Raw genomic sequence first — 16,472 nt, 5'->3', positions numbered from 1 at the left:
GACCAGGCCAGCCTTATTTGAGAATTGATTGGGCGAAAACTTATTGGTCCATAGTGCCGACTAGGCGGGCCAGTTCCGCTGTGCGATTTGCATAGCCCCACTCGTTGTCATACCAGGTATAAATTTTCACCTGCGTGCCATTAATCACCATGGTGGAGAGAGCATCTACGATGCTGGAGCGGGGGTCAGTTTTATAGTCCACAGAGACCAGCGGGCGCTCTTCATAACCGAGGATATCTTTCAGCTCACCCTCTGCTGCGGTTTTCAGAAGGTTATTAACTTCATCCACAGATGTTTCCCGTTCTACTTCGAAAACACAATCAGTCAGGGAGGCATTGGCCAGCGGGACTCGTACGGCATGGCCATTCAGCTTACCAGTCAACTCTGGGAAGATGGCGGTGATTGCTGTAGCTGAGCCGGTAGTAGTGGGTATCAGACTGGCTCCACAGGCCCTTGCGCGACGCAGATCTGCATGGGGCGCATCGAGGATTGTCTGGGTGTTGGTGATATCGTGGATTGTGGTGATGGAACCATGCTTGATGCCCAGGCTTTCGTGTATCACTTTTACTACTGGGGCCAAGCAGTTGGTTGTGCAAGAAGCGGCAGTAATGATTTTGTGTTTGGCGGGATCGTAAATATGTTGGTTTACCCCCAAAACAATATTTGGCACCCCGGCTTCTTTCACTGGAGCCGAAACCAATACTCTTTTTACGCCCTGCTTCAGGTAATCCTCTAAAGCAGCGCTGGTCTTCATTTTACCGGAAGCCTCAATGACAAGGTCACAAGCACTCCAATCGGTATCGGCAATGGCAAGGTTGTGGCTGCAGCTTATTTCCCGACCATCAACAGTGATGGTGTTGTCACTGGCTTCTGCATTGTGCTGCCAGCGCCCATGTACAGAATCAAAATTAAGCAGGTGAGCGAGGGTTGGGGCATCTCCCGCGGGATCATTGATATGAATGAATTCAATTTCAGGCCAGTCCCAAGCTGCACGCAGAACAAGTCGACCGATACGACCAAATCCATTGATTCCGACTTTAATAGCCATTTTGTATCTCCTAAGTAATCTCGATATATGAAAAAACGCATATATCCAGATAAATTTTTACAGCGATTTGATGTAATTACCTATTGGGAATCTGGGGCCTGCACGACCTAGCAGCACAAGGTGGCCCTTTGGGGCCTGTCCCCCATCTGGATCAAGTTGTGCAGATCCTCCTCAATAAAGTGCCTATTTGCCTGAAGAGTATCCTCAAGGATCGATTTGGCCCAGTTCCCCAAAGCTGGATTAATACGGTAGAAAACCCACTGCCCCTGGCGGCGATCCTGCAACAGATCGGCACTGCGGAGTAGGGCCAAGTGACGGGAAATTTTGGGCTGGCTCAACCTCATAGCGGCAGTGAGTTCGCACACACAAAGCTCCTCCTCATGGGAGATCAAAAGTAATGTGCGCAGGCGGGTTTCATCTGCCAGACACTTGTAAAACTGAACTGGGTTCAAGGTTTTCCCCAACTTTCGGTTATGCCGCTTTCGCAGCTTTGGTGTATACCAGCACAAATAGCTTGATGCGAGTGCTCAGCTCCAGCACCGTTGTATAAAAGGGCCGAAAGCAGTGGCGGCTGGCTGGATCTTCAAAATCCCAGGATATCAACTTGCCATGTCCTGCGTCGGGTACATACTCCCTGTGGCTCTTGTTGCACAGGGTAATGACCAAGTCAAAGTCTTGGTCGGAAACCTCCTGCAAACTTTTGGAATAAAGCCCTTTGATCGGGATGCTGAAACGCTGGAGTGCTCTGATAGCCCGGACATCCACTGGTGTGGGGGCTGTCCCTGCACTGACTACCTCGAAGAATTCTCCACCGTAATGGCGCAATAAGGCCTCGGCTATTAAAGAGCGGGCTGAATTTCCCGAGCAGATAAACAGGATGCGCCTCTTCATAGGAGTGTTCCAGAACGGTACATCGTTCGACCTAGTCGGCATTATATATGGAAAATCGAATATTCAAAGGACTAAAAAAACCGGGAGTGGGTCCCGGTTATTTCTAAATGCTCAGAGCTTAAACTCCGCCCAGACCGGTGCATGGTCTGAGGGGCGCTCCATAGCGCGAATGTCATAATCCACACCTGTGGCCACGCAGCGCTCCATCAGTGGACTAGTGGCCATGATCAAGTCGATCCGTAGTCCACGCTTTGGTTCACGGTCAAAGCCCTTGCTGCGATAGTCAAACCAGCTGAATACATCATCTGTTTCGGGATTCATCATACGGAAGGTATCCGCCAGGCCCCAGGCCTCAATCTTTTGCAACCACTCGCGCTCCTCTGGAAGGAAGCTGCATTTACCGTCGCGCAGCCAGCGCTTGCGATTGGGCTCGCCGATACCGATATCCAGATCACTCGGAGAGATGTTCATGTCGCCAATGACCAATACTGGAGCTTCGGGATCGCAGGTGGTTTGCAGGTAGGTATCCAGGTCTGCGTAGTACTTTTCTTTTGCCGGGAATTTTACCGGGTGCTCACGATTCTCCCCTTGGGGAAAATAACCGTTGATCACGGTGAGGGGTTTCGAGCCACCAATATCGAATTTACCCATGACCATACGTCGCTGAGCGTTATCGTCATCGGTTGGGAAGCCATATTCGCGATCGATAAATGGCAGGCGTGAGAGCAGAGCGACACCGTAGTGCGTTTTTTGGCCAAAAAAGATCAGCTCATACCCCAGGTCGCGGATGGCATCCACAGGAAAGTCTTCATCGGTGACTTTAGTCTCCTGAAGACCAATGATATCGGGTTGATGGCTATCTACTAAAGCCTGCATTTGGTGCAGACGAGTACGAATACTGTTGACGTTAAAGGAAACGACTTTCATTTCTTCCCCCAAATGAAAAAGGTCGGGCAAGCCCGACCTAAATTGTTGCTGCGCGCTCTGAGTGAGCGTAATTCACCCAGAGCACATCACATTTTTAGAAATTGGCTACTTGCGGCGGGGCCTTGCTGGCCTTGTCAGCCAGTCCGATAAAGTCCGCCATTATATAGCCCGCTTCGTTCAAGATTGGATCTTTTTCCAGCTTGATCTCTACAGGGCCACCGATAGTTGCCACTTCTTCTGACTCGCTTTCTTCGTATGCCTCGAAATCCTTGTAGGGTTCAAGACCTTTAGCTTCGCGGCGGCGGTTCTCCATGGAGAGCAGGCGCTGGTTCACATTTTCACGCTCTTGCTCACGCATCATCTCATTGAGAGAGAGGTGCTTTTTGTCCGCCCGCTCACTTTCAAACTTGAACTGATCGCGCAGGAAAACAAAGTCCGGGTCTGATTCAGTGCGCTTATTGTGCTTGGTGATCAGGTTGGGAATCAGAGTCTTCAGGTTAAAGTACTTGGCGTGAGGCACCGCGTGGATACGGTCCCAGGGCAGGGCGGTATCGTAGGCGCTCTCACCAACACTTTCCGCGTCGATAAGCTGTGGCATGGGGATATCGGGTTTCACCCCGGCATGCTGAGTACTGTCCCCGGATACGCGGTAGAACTTGGATTGGGTGATTTTTAACTGGCCTTCCTTGAGTGGGGCCATGGTTTGTACGGTGCCCTTACCGAAAGACTGGTTACCGACCACCAGGCCGCGATTGTAGTCCTGAATGGCACCGGCAAAGATTTCGGAAGCGGAAGCCGACAGGCGGTTGATCAATACCATCAATGGACCGCGATACATGGCGCGGGAGCGGGAGCGGTTATGCCTTGAAATCTGCTCGTTGGCGTGACGGATTTGAACCACCGGGCCCTGATCGATAAACAGGTCGGTCAACATGGTGGCTTCCTGCAGGGAGCCGCCGCCATTATTGCGCAGATCGAGAATGATGCCGTCGACCTTTTCCTCTTTCAGCTCGCTGAGCAGCCTGGCCACATCGCGGGTGGTGCTCTTGTAGTTGGGGTCGCGACGACGATAGGCGTCGAAGTCTATATAGAAAGTCGGCAAATTGATCACGCCGATCTTGTAGCTCTTCTTGCCGTCTGAAAATTCAAACACAGCTTTCTTGGCAGCCTGATCTTCAAGCTTCACTTTGCTGCGCTTGATCAGGATGGTCCTGTGGGTGCCATCTCCGCCGGTAGGAATGGTTTCCAGGCGAACGAAGGTTCCGGCCTTACCGCGGATCAGGTCTACCACGTCATCCAGGCGCCAGCCGACAACATCGACCATTTCACCTTCTTTATCCTGGCCAACACCCACGATCTTGTCGTTTGGTTTGATCTTGCCAGTGCGGTCAGCGGGGCCACCGGCTACCAGGCGGGCCACTTTGGTGTATTCCTCATCCGCCTGCAATACGGCACCGATACCCTCAAGGGACAGCGACATGCTCATATTGAAGTTTTCCAACGAGCGGGGAGATAAATAGTTACTGTGAGGATCGTAAAGACGGGTCAGCGAGTTCATGTAGAGCTCGAACACATCATTACTGTTTTGCTGCTCAAGACGCTTTTTCTGGCCCTTGTAGCGGCGTTCCAGTAAGTCGCGGATCTCCTCATCCTTTTTACCTGTGAGCCTCAGGTTAAGAACACTGCTCTTCAGGCGCTTGCGCCACAGGTCATCGGCATCACTAATGGAGGCGGGCCACTGGCTCTCCTCGCGGTCAAGTTCCAGGGATTCATCGCGATCGAAGTCGAACGGCGGTAATCCGTCCTCTAACTGAGAAAGGATATTGTCTAACCGATCTCCCATGCGAAGACGGAAACGGTTGTAAATCTCGAAGCCCGCTTTGACTTCGCCAGCGCGCAGCTGGTCGTCAAGTTTGGTTTGCCATTCGCGGAACTCATTGATGTCTGAGGCGAGGAAGTAGCTTTTGGTGGGGTCAAGAGCATCGATGTACTCATCCCAAAGGTCTTCCGACATTTCGTCTCCGACCTTGATCTTGTTGTAGTGCAGCATTTCTAGCTTGCCGACAATCTCCCTGGCAGTGCTGCCCTGATCCTTCTCAGGAGCTAGGGGCTCAGTCTCTGCCAGAGCGGTTGTGGAAAGCAGGCCAATGACCAAGAAGCCGGAAAATAGAGCGGCGATCCGATTGGTAAGCATAGGGAGTCTCTTTATACGTCCTACTTCATAGGCGACCAGCCTTTATGGCTTAGCGACCTATAGCTTAGGACAAGTATAAAGGCTGAAAGCTCCGAAGGGCATGAAATACCTCCAATCAGAGATGGATCTTTTCCAAATTGGTTACATTTAGCAAAATAGATTTTCCTTCCATCTCTTATTTAGGGCATTTAATCTCAATTGGAGGCGTTAGGCATAACGGGACTTTGATGATTTTTACGCCGGAATGTCAATTTCGACCATTTGGTCAATATTGGTGCACTTGGGTGCTGGGAAAATTGACACCGCTAATAAAGAAATGGAATCGAGTTGATAGGGCGTGGTTTTGAGAGCCTCTAAGGCCGAATTTGCCCTAACAAAGACCTAGGGAGCCTCTGAATAACTCCGTAATACCTCTGCGGGTCTTGAAGGGTGTAGATGTTAGGCGCAGCTTGCCGCGAATGGCCATAGCCCTTTGCAAGAGCTGCAACGCAGCAGATGCGGCCTTCAAGACCCGCCCTTCGGGGCTTGCAGAGCGATTCACACTCCGCGTTGCGACTTCTTGAAAGGTCTAGACATTCCTGCGAAGCCGCGCCTTGATTGTGAACCGCTCTGCAAGCCAGAGGCATCACGGAGTTATTCAGAGGCTCCCTAGAGCTTCTCACGGCGAGTTGCACCAAAAAACGGCAATCTTCCAGCACCGCAGAGTCATTCAGAATTAGTTCAGAGGCCTTTTAAATGCGTACTGCTTTAACGTGGTTTAACGGTCACGCCAGAGGGCTCAATTAATGGGATTGGTTACCGATTATTTATATCTAAGACATATGGATTGCTATTAAAGGAAAGCATCTAGACGAGAGTTAATTGCGGTTCAGCTAAACCTTTTCAGTTTAATGCTGGTCTTTATTCCCGGTAAAAAAAGGTTGCACTGAATCGATCCACTGGCTCCCAAATGCTGTCCCTTGGAGTTGCAGGATGAAAGTTGAGTTTGCAACATCGCGTTCACAAGAAATCTATGAGATGGCTGACCTGGCAGTAATAGGAGTAAGCCCTTTCAATAGCTACTTCTCCGAGGGGCAGATTGCCCGGCTTGCAGAATGGGCGCAAAGTCATTTTAAGCGAGTCATGTTTTTTATTCCGGATAATGCTGCTGAATATACACAGATCGCGCTTGGCTATGAGAAAGAGAAGGCAAGAAAAAGAGCTCGACGCCAGTGCCACTACCTGCATAACAAGGTTTATCGCGCTTCGGGCGCTTGTGCCGTGGCCAGTGAATTGGTTGACTCTGAGTGGTTAAAACAGTCTCAGCTATATTCTCGCTGGCTCTATCAGTTTGAGCAGGAGTTTCACTTGAATGATGGTTTCCGCAAGGGTTGTTTGGAGGCCAGTAGATGGGTGCTGGAGCACCATCTAGCGGAAGAAGAAATTACTGTTGAAATGGTTTCAATAGCGGTGAGGTATCTCTTGGCGGAGTTGCCGGTGATTTTGCATTCTGCAGATATCGTGGGAACAGATTCCTCATGCTTCTGCTATCACAGCTGTCCCAGATACTTAGATGACCTTTTTCACGAGAGTGGTCGAGAGTCTGCGGGGGAGAGGAATGGTTATGTGATTGTAAAAAATGACGGTGAGTAATAGTAGACGCTATGGCATGCGAATGTGGTGTGAAAGGACACAGTTAATCTAGAAAGTACATTTGCAAATAGAAGTAAGTCATTGATATATATGTATTTTTAAAAACTTAATGTAAATTCTAACTTTCAGGGGGCGAGTGAAGCAAAAGCTCCGCTCGCCTTTGGTTCATTGGATTAATTTGGTAGCTGTTTGGTCATTATGATGTGGTCGATATTGTAACCGTGCTTAGTGACAGCCAGTTCCAACAGCTCATCGACAATGGCCTCATCCAGCTGTGGAGTTCGACTTAGAAGATAAAGGCTGCTGCGATTGGGGTCGCCCACGAGGGACCATTGATATGCCGGGTCTAGCTCTAGAACCCAGTAGTTACCATTAGTTTTCCCGTCGAAGAATGAAACCGCAAGTTTGCTATTCGTATCATCTAGAGGGACAGCGGTGCCTTGCACACTGATGGGAAAGCCGTACTTTGGGTGTAGGATTCGGCAAAAATTGAAAACACTGAGTGTGCCATCATCGTTGAGACCATAATCTGCCGTGACTGCTGTACAAGCAGGCTGGAAGATCTGTGGCAATCGGGCTATTTCATACCACTTGCCAACGTACTGATAAACGTCCACGTAGGGGACCGTCTCGAGCTCAGACTCATTATCAGCCCAGGAGAGATGCGCTCCAAAAGCCAATAGAAGAACCCCCAAACCTTTTGCCAAACCCTTCATATTCACATTTCCTTGTCATTGGATTGAATCACTTTCCACCGTACCAATTGTGCGATGGCAAACTCTTTACGGAAGGCAAGCTGGAACGGATTAATCAATTGTTGGTTTGGGGCAAAGCTTCACAATAACTTCAAGAATGACCAGCACTGCCCACTAAACTTAGGAAAACCGATTGACAAAGAGGGAAACCTTAACTGTCTGCCTATTCATTAGCGCAGTAGTAAGGAAGCAACAGTGAATAAAAAACCATCACTATCGGCTGTAGTTGCATTGACATGGGCGGTTAGTTGGAGGGCGATCCTGATCAATCTTCCAATTTACATGTCGTTTTCCATTCTATCTAAACTGGGCTACGGGTTTCCTGTCTGGTTTTGGTACCTTCTTTGTATCTTGGGTGGGTTTTTGTCTTATGTTCTTGCATTTTGGTGGCTCCTCTCACGAGGTTATGGCTGCCAAAATCCCCGAAAATTGAAGATAGTTGAATAAAAAAGTTGCAGTGAGTGGGTATCAATCGAGATAGATTGAGTTCGCCCCAGCAGCATCGTCGTAAATTTATTGCGGTAACAGAGGTTGATCACTACTCCAATCACGCCAAACCAATAAGTAGGCCACTCTATGTCACAGGAAATTCCCGTTGATGTGCTGATCCTAGGAGGTGGTATTCAGGGAGTAACCCTGATGAGAGAATTGATACCAGAGTATTCGGTGATACTGGTCGATGACGAGTTCGGTGACGCCGAATCCCTGCATTTCCACGGGTATTTCTCTTCCGGTTGGAATGCAGCCAACCCCCAGGCTGCTGAAATTTACCGGTGTGCCGCGCAGCGCTGGCACAAAGAACTTGCGACAAGTGGCGTGAATAGTCGCATAACAGATTTCCATGCAGCGCTGACTCCAGACTTTCTGAAAACTGTTGAAGATAACTGGGTCAGAGCAGGTATTCCTTTTGAGGAAGTTGAGCTGCCAGAGATCTTTGATCCGGATGATTTGCCAGCAAATCGCAGGTTCAGATTTCCTGATGATCTTATTTTTGATGGAGCTGCAGCCTATCGCAGTATCAGCGAGCCCCTGAGGAAACAAATCTATCCTGGGAGGTTGGCCTCGTTCCTGTTTGGAGGAGCAGGAATTGAGAGGGTAACTCTGGATATGGATGGTCGCTCTTGTGAGGTAAAACCAGAGTTGGTGATTTCTGCCTGTGGTGCGGGGAATGCTGAGGTGATTCGGCACCTGGGTGTGGCGGAGGAGCAGATACAAAATGCCCAGTTAGTAAGACCTCTGCATATGCTTTTGGCTCGCGGTCCCAATATCCCGCCGGTTTCAGCTTGTTTAATTGACGTGATAGTGGTGTACCACCCACTGGAAGGAGGAGAAGGGCTCTGGATTCTTACGCTTAATCCAGAAGTTCCCAAGTTCAGGGCGGGTGTTGTCGACATGCGTATCCCGCCAGAAATAGAGAATGATCTACTTTGTGCATCTTTTGAGCGCCTGTCCAGTGCGATGGTGGCGTTCGAGGCTTGGGCGCAAGGCTGCCAGTGGTCGGTATATGCGGGCTGGAAAACCGATGCGCCGGGGCCAGATGGGGATCCATTAGTACAGCTGGATTATCCCACTCCGTACCAATTAGATGATTTTGGGATACAAAACTTTCTCGCGGTATGGCCAAACCATTGGGGTTTGGCTGCTAATGTCGCCGATGACGCAGGAAATTGGGTGCGTTCCAAGCTTAAAAGCCGTCACCCACAGCCGGGCGCTAATAGTGGATTGTCTCCAGGCTCGGGGGTTGGCCATCCTATTGAGAATAAGTGGCAGAGCGACAAGCTCAATTGGCAGTGTTGGGAAGATTTTGCTCGTAAAGTGGGCTATCACCATTGATTTTTACCTCCTCAGGTTAATCAATTTGATTGGCTTCTGTTCGATTTGGACATAAATACATCGGTCTAAGGCGCACAATAAACGTCTTGCAATGAAACTGTTGCTTGCAAAGGTGAGTTTTTTCTGTATCTTAAAAACAAAATGTAACCGGTTACATTTTGCTGCAAGGGTCCGTGAAAGAAGAAATGGACCAATAGCGAGGCAAGATACTTGGCCGGATAGCAATTCAAAATAATAAGAACCTGGTTGCCAGAGGCAGCTATGTGGGAAGTGGAATGGGAAACAAAATAAGAATGGGCATGGTCGGTGGTGGAGAGGGTGCCTTTATTGGTGCGATCCATCGTATGGCAGCTTCCCTCGACGGTGAGATAGAGCTGGTGGCGGGATGTTTTAGCAGTAATCCCGAGCGCAGCCGTAGCAGTGGAGAGAAGTTGGGCCTCAACCCAGAGCGCGTTTACCAGAGTTATGAGCAGTTGTTCCTGGAGGAATCCCAGCGTCCTGTTGATGAGCGCATAGAGTTTGTCTCTGTGGTAACTCCCAATGATTTACATCTACCAGTTTCTTTTGCCGCACTGCGAGCGGGGTTTCATGTTCTCTCTGATAAGCCAGCCGCTTGCACACTTGAGGAAACCCTTGCGCTCAAAAACGAGGTCGTCCGGAGCGGCCATCTCTATGGTTTGACTCATACCTATGCGGCTTATCCACTTGCGACACAGGCCAGGGCAATCTTGGCTAGGGGAGAGCTAGGAAAAATCCGCCGAGTGACTGTTGCCTACCCACAAGGCTGGCTGGCATTGGCTGGCGACTCCAGCGGAAGTAAACAAGCCAGTTGGCGGACAGATCCCACACGCTCGGGGGAAAGTGGTTGTTTTGCCGACATTGGTACTCATGCTCACCACTTGGTCGAATTCTTTACCGATCAGCGTATCACTGAGGTCTGTGCGGACTTGCAATCAGTAGTCTACCAAAGGGCTCTGGATGATGATGGTGCGGCGCTATTTAAATTAGATCAGGGTGCGCGCGGCACCCTGACAGCCAGCCAAGTCTGTGGTGGGGAAGGGAATAACCTGAATATCAGCGTTTATTGCGAACATGGCTCGCTGTTCTGGGAGCAGGAATCTCCCAATCAATTGCAATTAAAGCGTAGGGGGGAGCCAGTGGCCCTTTTGAAGGCTGGTGCAGACTGTGAATACCTGGATGACGAGGTCCGAGCTCTTTGTCGAACCCCGCAGGGGCATCCTGAAGGTTATATAGAAGCCTTTGCGAATATTTATCGCGTCTTTGCTGCCCAGGTTCGATGCCGCAGACAAGAACAGCCCATTAAAGAAAGTTCTGTCGTGGGGGATATTGATGCGGGTGTCCGTGCTATGGCGTTTGTGCGCGGTGCATTGGAAAGCAGCCGTGCGAATTCTTCTTGGGTGGCTCTGGCGCCTTATTGGGAATAAGCCACTAAATCCTATTAATTCATTTTCAAATAATTTAGGAACCTCTGGCAGGGTGGAAGTCCGGCAGTTAGTACGACACAGGGAGGTGTCGATGTCGGCCCAGTGCCAGTCCACTTTTGAAAGACAGCATTGTGCTTTTCAAAAGGTGCAAGCTGATCATCCAGGCAGGATTGATTGGTTGCAGAGGTAAATAAGTACAGCAGTAAAAAGGATAAGAATAAATGAAGGCACCCAGAATTCAGGGGCCCGGGATATTTCTCGCCCAGTTTCTTCCTCCGAGCGACCAAACGGCTTCACTGGAGTCTATGGCCTGTTGGGCATCGGATCTGGGTTATAAAGGCATTCAGGTTCCCACTTGGGACAAACGCATCTTTGATCTGGAATTAGCCAGCAGTAGCCAGGCTTACTGTGAAGATGTTTTGGGAATCTGTGAGAAGGCGGGAGTTGAAATCTCAGAACTGTCCACGCATTTGCAGGGCCAGCTGGTTGCAGCGCATCCAGCATATAAAGAGATGCTGGATATTTTTTCCCCAGAGGAAGTGCGAGGTAACTTGCCAGCCCGCGCTGAGTGGGCGAGCAATCAACTGATGTTGGCTGCTCGTGCCAGTGCCAATTTAAAGCTTAAGTCACACGCTACATTTTCTGGCGCACTACTTTGGCATACTTTTTATCCCTGGCCCCAACGCCCCGCAATGTTGGTGGAAGAGGGCTTTCGCGAACTGGCCCGGCTGTGGCGCCCTATATTGGATGCGTTTGACAGTGCTGGAGTTGATATCTGTTATGAGCTTCATCCCGGTGAAGATCTGCACGACGGGTTGACCTTTGAACGTTTTCTCTACGAAGTGGAGGACCACCCAAGAGCGAATATCCTCTATGACCCCAGCCACCTGCTTTTGCAGCAGATGGACTACCTGGCTTTTATCGATATCTATCACGAGCGAATCAAGGCGTTTCACGTGAAAGATGCTGAGTTCCATCCGAGTGGTAGGGCCGGAGTTTATGGCGGTTATGCACCTTGGATTGATAGACCTGGCCGTTTCCGTTCCCTGGGCGATGGTCAAGTGGACTTCCGCGGGATTTTCAGCCGCTTAACCCAATACGGTTACGACCGCTGGGCGGTACTCGAATGGGAGTGTTGCATTAAGGATCAACAACAGGGGGCCAGTGAGGGTGCACCATTTATTCGGGATCACCTGATTACCGTGGCAGGCAAGGCTTTTGATGATTTTGCTGGTGCAGAAACAGATCGCGCGCGAAATCGTCGGATTTTAGGATTGGATTAAATTTTTCCAAGCCAAGTGAATAACCAATAACAATAAATCATGCGGAGACTGGATAGATGAGTACACAGACAAAATCCCTGCATAAGAATGTCTTTCTTGTGGGGAACCTCTCGATTTTTATGATTGGCCTCGGATTTGCTGTGAGGGCTTCAATCGCCGGTGATCTCCAAAGCGACATTTACGATCATATTGATCTTGCCAGCTCTACCGCCATGCTTGGTGAAGCCCTGGGTTTCACTTTCACAGGTTTTGCTCTCACCTTGTTATTTGGAAGCGCACTTGTGGACTTGGTCGGTATCAAGCGAATGCTGATGCTCTCATCTATAGGCTATGTATTGGGCAGTTTGCTTATTATTGCTGCGTCTTTTGCGGCTCCAGGGGAGGGGGTAGAGAACCTGGTGCTAGCCGGCCTGTTACTGACAGGCTTGGGCTGGGGTGCCGTGGAGGCAGCCAGTAATCCTATGGTTGCTGCAGTCGACCCAGATAATAAAACGCAACGTTTAAACGTACTACATGCCTGGTGGCCTGCGGGCATTGTGGTTGGAGGATTACTGGGGTTGTCAATCTCTGCCCTCGAGCTTCCCTGGCAGTTGAACCTTGTCGTGTTGGCACTGCCGGCTGTTGTTATGGCTTGGCTTGTGGCTAAAACAGATTTCCCAGTTACTGAACGGGTTTCTTCCGGTATCAGTTATGGCGAAATGTTTAAAGAGGTATTCAAGCAGCCGATGTTTATCCTGCTGTGGGTGTGTATGTGGCTGACCGCCGCAACCGAGTTGGCCCCTGGGCAGTGGGTAGACCTGACCCTGTCACGCGTTGTTGGTATGAAGGGTATTCTTATTCTTGTTTATGTCAGCATGTTGATGTTTGTGATGCGCCACTTTGCCGGACGGCTGGCAAAGAAACTGTCTCCTATTGGACTTCTATGGTTAAGCAGTCTCCTTGCAGCAATTGGGCTCTATTGCCTGGGTATGGCGAGAACGCCAGTAACTGCATTTTTGGCAGCGACTGTCTGGGGCATTGGTGTTTGTTATATGTGGCCCACTATGCTGGCCACAGTCTCCGAGCGTTTTGTGCGCGGTGGGGCATTGTTTCTGGGATTGCTGGGTTTTGCCGGTGGTATGTCTATCCAATTTGTTCTGCCAAAGCTTGGCGCTATTTTTGACAATGCCAAGATTGAGGCAGCGGGGGGCTTGGAGGCCTTTGAAAAGCTGAGTGGGGATGAGTTGGATGCGGTATTAGCCACCGCTTCTGTTGAGTCATTCCAGTCATTGGCTGTAGTACCACTTATCCTGCTCCCCATTTTTGCCTTTATTTGGCTTTGGGATCGAAGGCAAGCAGCCAGCAAATCAGAAGCAGCCGTTTCAGTGGGGAATCCGTAGATGGTATCCGTCTGTGCGAAAATAACTCGCTTCTAATAAGTAATTAGCAGGAAATTATGTCAAACATTCGCGAAGTTGCTCGCCGCTCCGGCGTATCGGTCGCGACCGTATCCCGGACACTGAAAGATCCGCAGATGGTCTCTCCGCGAACCAGAGAACGGGTGCTAAAGGCTGTAGAGGAGGCCGGTTACCGGCCGAACCTCCTTGCGCGGAACTTCAGTTCGGGAAAGTCATACGCAGTGATGGTTTTGGTTCCCAATATAGCCAATCCATTCTTTTCCCGGGTCATTCGCGGGATTGAGAAAGCTGCTCAGGACCAAGGTTATTCGGTGCTGCTGGGGGACACAAAAGGGGATTCCAGCAATGAACAATTTTATGCAGGTATGGCGCTAACCAACCAAGCGGACGGCGTTATCCAGCTTGGTAGTCGCTATCCATTCGCAGAGAAGGACACAAACCTGGCAGCATCTGTTCCGTTGGTGAATGCCTGTGAGCGCATAGCAGAAGATGATCGTTATCCGGTGGTGGAGTTGGATAACCATGGTGCTGCCCTGGAAGTTGCGCGGCACTTGATGGACATGGGGCACCGTCGCATCGGGGTTATTACCGGGCCCTCGCAGAGCCCTATAGTGCGAGACAGGCTGTCCGGATTTTCCGAGGCGCTAAAAAAACGTGGGTTAGAACTTGATCCTGAAATGGTCGTTCATGGGGAATTCACGATGACCTCTGGGCAGAAAGGCGCAGAGACTTTGCTATCGACCCCTCATCGGCCGACTGCCATTTTTTGTATGAACGATGAGATGGCAATTGGTGCTGTGCACCAAGTGAAGAGAATGGGCCTCAGGGTGCCGGAAGATGTGTCTGTTACAGGATTCGATAACATTGAATTCTCCCAATTCACAGATCCGCCTTTGACTACGATCAACCAGCCCGCAGAGGAGTTAGGCCGTTACGCAATGGAAACGCTGCGATTGATTATCGATGGCAAGCCATTGAAATCCAGCCGGACTATTTTGCCCTTTGAGCTGGTGGAACGGGAAAGTACAGGTCCTTGTTCGGACAAGTGAGGGCCGCAGATTCCCATGGACTCTTGCCCTTAAAAGAGCCGTATTGATTAGATTACAGCGTTAGGTGTGGAGATAATAATGATGAAAAACCTTACTAAAGCCAGATCCAAACTATCCGTAGCGATTGCAGCAGCAGTGATGCTGGGTGCTGCAGGTTGCGAGCGGGTGCCCGAATCGAATGTCCAACAAGCGGACGGAGAGTGGCGTTACCTGTTTGATGGAGAAACGTTACAGGGCTGGACCGGCACAAATGGCTCACAAATTGGAGAGGCCTGGCAGGTTGTAGATGGCAATCTGGTCTTAACTGCCGGAGGGGCTGGGGATCTAGTAACAGCTGAACAATTCGAGGATTTTGAATTGCAGCTGGAGTGGAAAATTTCTGAGGGCGGCAACAGTGGCATTATTTATCGTGTCGCCGATGGAGATGCGCCAGTTTGGATGAGTGGTATGGAATACCAGGTGTTGGACAATGCTGCATTTCCCAATCTGGAAAAGCCAAGCCACAGCGCCGGCTCAGTGTTTGATATGTATGCGCCTAGTGAAGAGAGTGTCAAACCTGCGGGGCAGTTTAACCAAACTCGTATACGCATAGAGAGCGGAAAGGTAGAACATTGGTTGAACGGCAACAAGATTGTTAGCTACGAGCTTTGGTCAGAGGATTGGGGCAAGCGTTTGGCGGGCAGCAAGTTTTCGAATTATCCAGATTTCGCACGCTCTGAAAGCGGCTATATCGCTTTGCAGGATCATGGTGACAAAGTTTGGTATCGCAATATAAAAATCCGGGAGCTATAAGCTCATGGGTATTTCAGGAATCAGTCTCTGGCAAATCCTGATAGTACTGGTGCTTGCAGTTTTACTGTTTGGCAGCGGCAAGATTCGTCGTATGGGAGAAGACCTGGGGGGAGCAATCAGTGGCTTTCGCCGCTCTTTAAAGGATAACGGAGAAGAAGGCTTCTCTGCAGAATCTCCCTCAAAATCTGCTGCTGAGGTTTCCCAAATAGGAGGGCGGCAATGACTATCAATAGAAGGCGGTTTTTGACAAATAGTGCAAGGCTGGCAGCTTTGGGGCTTGCTGCCCCCCTTATTGGGTTTAGTCGTCTTAGCCTCAGCACTGCAAGTGAACGCTTTTTTAAAATCTCTTTAGCTCAGTGGTCCCTGCATCGGCAACTGCGCAGTGGGGCTCTCAAGGTTCTGGACTTTCCGGTTAAAACACGCAAAGTCTTTGGCATTGAAGCGGTTGAGTATGTCAATCAGTTCTTTAAGGATCAGGCAAAGGACTTGAAGTTTCTCGCTGCAATGAAGGCTAGAGCAGAAGACCATAATGTTCGCAGTCTGTTGATTATGGTTGATGGCGAAGGCGACCTAGGCGACCCCGATAAAGACAAGAGAAAGCAGGCCATAGAGAACCATTACAAATGGGTCGAAGCGGCTAAGTACCTCAATTGTCACTCTGTGCGTGTCAATGCCGCAGGGCAGGGGAGCCGCGAAGAAGTGGGTAAGGCTGCTGTTGAGGGGCTGCGCGCGCTTTCGGAATTCGCACGGGATTTTAATATTAACGTGATTGTTGAGAACCATGGTGGCTACTCATCGAACGGTGAGTGGTTGTCACAAGTCCTTCAGCGTGTAGATATGTCCAATTGTGGCAGCTTGCCGGATTTTGGAAACTTCGGAGATTACGATCGCTATTTAGGGGTTCAGCAACTGATGCCGTTCGCCCAGGGTATCAGTGCCAAAAGCTTTGAGTTCGATTCAGCGGGAATTGAAATCAATACGGATTTTGCTCGGATGTTACGGATCATTCGCGATGCGGGTTATCGAGGCTATATCGGCATTGAGTTTGAAGGGCCGGGAGATGAGGACCATGGAATCTTGGCAACTAAGCAGCTGCTTGAGCAGCTTGGCAGGAGGGTGGAGCTGTCCGCGCAACTAAATGAAAAAATCGATAAAATTTAGTTTCGAATGTAACCGGTTACATATTTTTAATTTATCCAGACGTGAAAATATGTACTTTAATGTCT

Annotated in this window: 15 protein-coding genes; 9 read left to right on the top strand and 6 right to left on the bottom strand. The window is 49.9% G+C overall.

Translation table 11 applies throughout. The features are described from left to right. Positions 1 to 40 precede the first annotated feature (40 nt). The 5 genes from ACJJID_RS07675 to ACJJID_RS07655 form a co-directional block, all read right to left on the bottom strand. Positions 41 to 1,048 carry an ArsJ-associated glyceraldehyde-3-phosphate dehydrogenase gene (locus ACJJID_RS07675; protein ID WP_444922196.1) on the bottom strand — a complete coding sequence of 336 codons (1,008 nt, stop codon included), beginning with the start codon at positions 1,046 to 1,048 and terminating at the stop codon, positions 41 to 43. Between the two features lie 107 nt (positions 1,049 to 1,155). Then, on the bottom strand, positions 1,156 to 1,500 hold the full coding sequence (locus ACJJID_RS07670; RefSeq protein ID WP_444922195.1) for a metalloregulator ArsR/SmtB family transcription factor: 345 nt from the start codon (positions 1,498 to 1,500) through the stop codon (positions 1,156 to 1,158). Between the two features lie 19 nt (positions 1,501 to 1,519). Continuing rightward, positions 1,520 to 1,939 (bottom strand): arsenate reductase ArsC, encoded by a 420-nt coding sequence (locus ACJJID_RS07665; protein ID WP_444922194.1) that lies wholly within the window; start codon positions 1,937 to 1,939, stop codon positions 1,520 to 1,522. Between the two features lie 111 nt (positions 1,940 to 2,050). Next, a complete protein-coding gene (gene xthA / locus ACJJID_RS07660; RefSeq protein ID WP_444922193.1) occupies positions 2,051 to 2,866 on the bottom strand; it encodes an exodeoxyribonuclease III in 816 nt (271 codons plus the stop codon). A gap of 94 nt (positions 2,867 to 2,960) precedes the next feature. Continuing rightward, entirely contained in the window at positions 2,961 to 5,060 is a 2,100-nt protein-coding gene (locus ACJJID_RS07655) for a carboxy terminal-processing peptidase (protein WP_444922192.1), read from the bottom strand. A gap of 972 nt (positions 5,061 to 6,032) precedes the next feature. Between ACJJID_RS07655 and ACJJID_RS07650 the strand changes: the two genes are divergently transcribed. After that, the gene (locus tag ACJJID_RS07650; protein WP_444922191.1) at positions 6,033 to 6,692 is read left to right on the top strand and encodes a tRNA-dependent cyclodipeptide synthase; all 660 of its coding nucleotides are present in this window, start codon (positions 6,033 to 6,035) and stop codon (positions 6,690 to 6,692) included. 173 nt (positions 6,693 to 6,865) lie between these two features. On the opposite strand, the gene ACJJID_RS07645 is transcribed toward ACJJID_RS07650, so the two are convergent. Then, on the bottom strand, positions 6,866 to 7,408 hold the full coding sequence (locus tag ACJJID_RS07645; protein WP_444922190.1) for a lipocalin family protein: 543 nt from the start codon (positions 7,406 to 7,408) through the stop codon (positions 6,866 to 6,868). Between the two features lie 615 nt (positions 7,409 to 8,023). On the opposite strand from ACJJID_RS07645, the gene ACJJID_RS07640 reads away from it, so the two are divergent. From ACJJID_RS07640 to ACJJID_RS07605, 8 genes are all read left to right on the top strand, one after another. Beyond that, complete coding sequence (locus ACJJID_RS07640) at positions 8,024 to 9,280, top strand: FAD-dependent oxidoreductase (RefSeq protein ID WP_444922189.1); 1,257 nt, start codon at positions 8,024 to 8,026, stop codon at positions 9,278 to 9,280. Positions 9,281 to 9,555: 275 nt separating this feature from the next. Next, positions 9,556 to 10,725 (top strand): Gfo/Idh/MocA family protein, encoded by a 1,170-nt coding sequence (locus ACJJID_RS07635; RefSeq protein WP_444922188.1) that lies wholly within the window; start codon positions 9,556 to 9,558, stop codon positions 10,723 to 10,725. A 221-nt stretch (positions 10,726 to 10,946) separates the two neighbouring features. Beyond that, complete coding sequence (locus ACJJID_RS07630) at positions 10,947 to 12,008, top strand: sugar phosphate isomerase/epimerase family protein (protein WP_444922187.1); 1,062 nt, start codon at positions 10,947 to 10,949, stop codon at positions 12,006 to 12,008. Between the two features lie 56 nt (positions 12,009 to 12,064). Next, on the top strand, positions 12,065 to 13,387 hold the full coding sequence (locus ACJJID_RS07625; protein ID WP_444922186.1) for an MFS transporter: 1,323 nt from the start codon (positions 12,065 to 12,067) through the stop codon (positions 13,385 to 13,387). A 56-nt stretch (positions 13,388 to 13,443) separates the two neighbouring features. Further along, complete coding sequence (locus tag ACJJID_RS07620; RefSeq protein WP_444922185.1) at positions 13,444 to 14,454, top strand: LacI family DNA-binding transcriptional regulator; 1,011 nt, start codon at positions 13,444 to 13,446, stop codon at positions 14,452 to 14,454. Positions 14,455 to 14,532: 78 nt separating this feature from the next. Next, a complete protein-coding gene (locus tag ACJJID_RS07615) occupies positions 14,533 to 15,246 on the top strand; it encodes a 3-keto-disaccharide hydrolase (protein ID WP_444922184.1) in 714 nt (237 codons plus the stop codon). A 4-nt stretch (positions 15,247 to 15,250) separates the two neighbouring features. After that, positions 15,251 to 15,469 (top strand): twin-arginine translocase TatA/TatE family subunit, encoded by a 219-nt coding sequence (gene tatA / locus ACJJID_RS07610; RefSeq protein ID WP_152453619.1) that lies wholly within the window; start codon positions 15,251 to 15,253, stop codon positions 15,467 to 15,469. Further along, positions 15,466 to 16,407 carry a sugar phosphate isomerase/epimerase family protein gene (locus ACJJID_RS07605; RefSeq protein WP_444922183.1) on the top strand — a complete coding sequence of 314 codons (942 nt, stop codon included), beginning with the start codon at positions 15,466 to 15,468 and terminating at the stop codon, positions 16,405 to 16,407. Before tatA ends, ACJJID_RS07605 begins: the two co-directional genes overlap by 4 nt. Positions 16,408 to 16,472: the final 65 nt, after the last annotated feature.

Source organism: Microbulbifer sp. CnH-101-G (assembly GCF_052466775.1).
This window is presented reverse-complemented; position numbering and strand designations above follow the sequence as displayed.

What these genes read in the sequence shown, in the direction of transcription:
- ACJJID_RS07675 (WP_444922196.1), bottom strand. Translation starts at nt 1,048, where the DNA reads ATGGCTATTAAAGTCGGAATCAATGGATTTGGTCGTATCGGTCGACTT.
- ACJJID_RS07665 (WP_444922194.1), bottom strand. Translation starts at nt 1,939, where the DNA reads ATGAAGAGGCGCATCCTGTTTATCTGCTCGGGAAATTCAGCCCGCTCT.
- xthA (WP_444922193.1), bottom strand. Translation starts at nt 2,866, where the DNA reads ATGAAAGTCGTTTCCTTTAACGTCAACAGTATTCGTACTCGTCTGCAC.
- ACJJID_RS07655 (WP_444922192.1), bottom strand. Translation starts at nt 5,060, where the DNA reads ATGCTTACCAATCGGATCGCCGCTCTATTTTCCGGCTTCTTGGTCATT.
- ACJJID_RS07650 (WP_444922191.1), top strand. Translation starts at nt 6,033, where the DNA reads ATGAAAGTTGAGTTTGCAACATCGCGTTCACAAGAAATCTATGAGATG.
- ACJJID_RS07645 (WP_444922190.1), bottom strand. Translation starts at nt 7,408, where the DNA reads ATGAAGGGTTTGGCAAAAGGTTTGGGGGTTCTTCTATTGGCTTTTGGA.
- ACJJID_RS07640 (WP_444922189.1), top strand. Translation starts at nt 8,024, where the DNA reads ATGTCACAGGAAATTCCCGTTGATGTGCTGATCCTAGGAGGTGGTATT.
- ACJJID_RS07635 (WP_444922188.1), top strand. Translation starts at nt 9,556, where the DNA reads ATGGGAAACAAAATAAGAATGGGCATGGTCGGTGGTGGAGAGGGTGCC.
- ACJJID_RS07630 (WP_444922187.1), top strand. Translation starts at nt 10,947, where the DNA reads ATGAAGGCACCCAGAATTCAGGGGCCCGGGATATTTCTCGCCCAGTTT.
- ACJJID_RS07625 (WP_444922186.1), top strand. Translation starts at nt 12,065, where the DNA reads ATGAGTACACAGACAAAATCCCTGCATAAGAATGTCTTTCTTGTGGGG.
- ACJJID_RS07620 (WP_444922185.1), top strand. Translation starts at nt 13,444, where the DNA reads ATGTCAAACATTCGCGAAGTTGCTCGCCGCTCCGGCGTATCGGTCGCG.
- ACJJID_RS07615 (WP_444922184.1), top strand. Translation starts at nt 14,533, where the DNA reads ATGATGAAAAACCTTACTAAAGCCAGATCCAAACTATCCGTAGCGATT.
- tatA (WP_152453619.1), top strand. Translation starts at nt 15,251, where the DNA reads ATGGGTATTTCAGGAATCAGTCTCTGGCAAATCCTGATAGTACTGGTG.
- ACJJID_RS07605 (WP_444922183.1), top strand. Translation starts at nt 15,466, where the DNA reads ATGACTATCAATAGAAGGCGGTTTTTGACAAATAGTGCAAGGCTGGCA.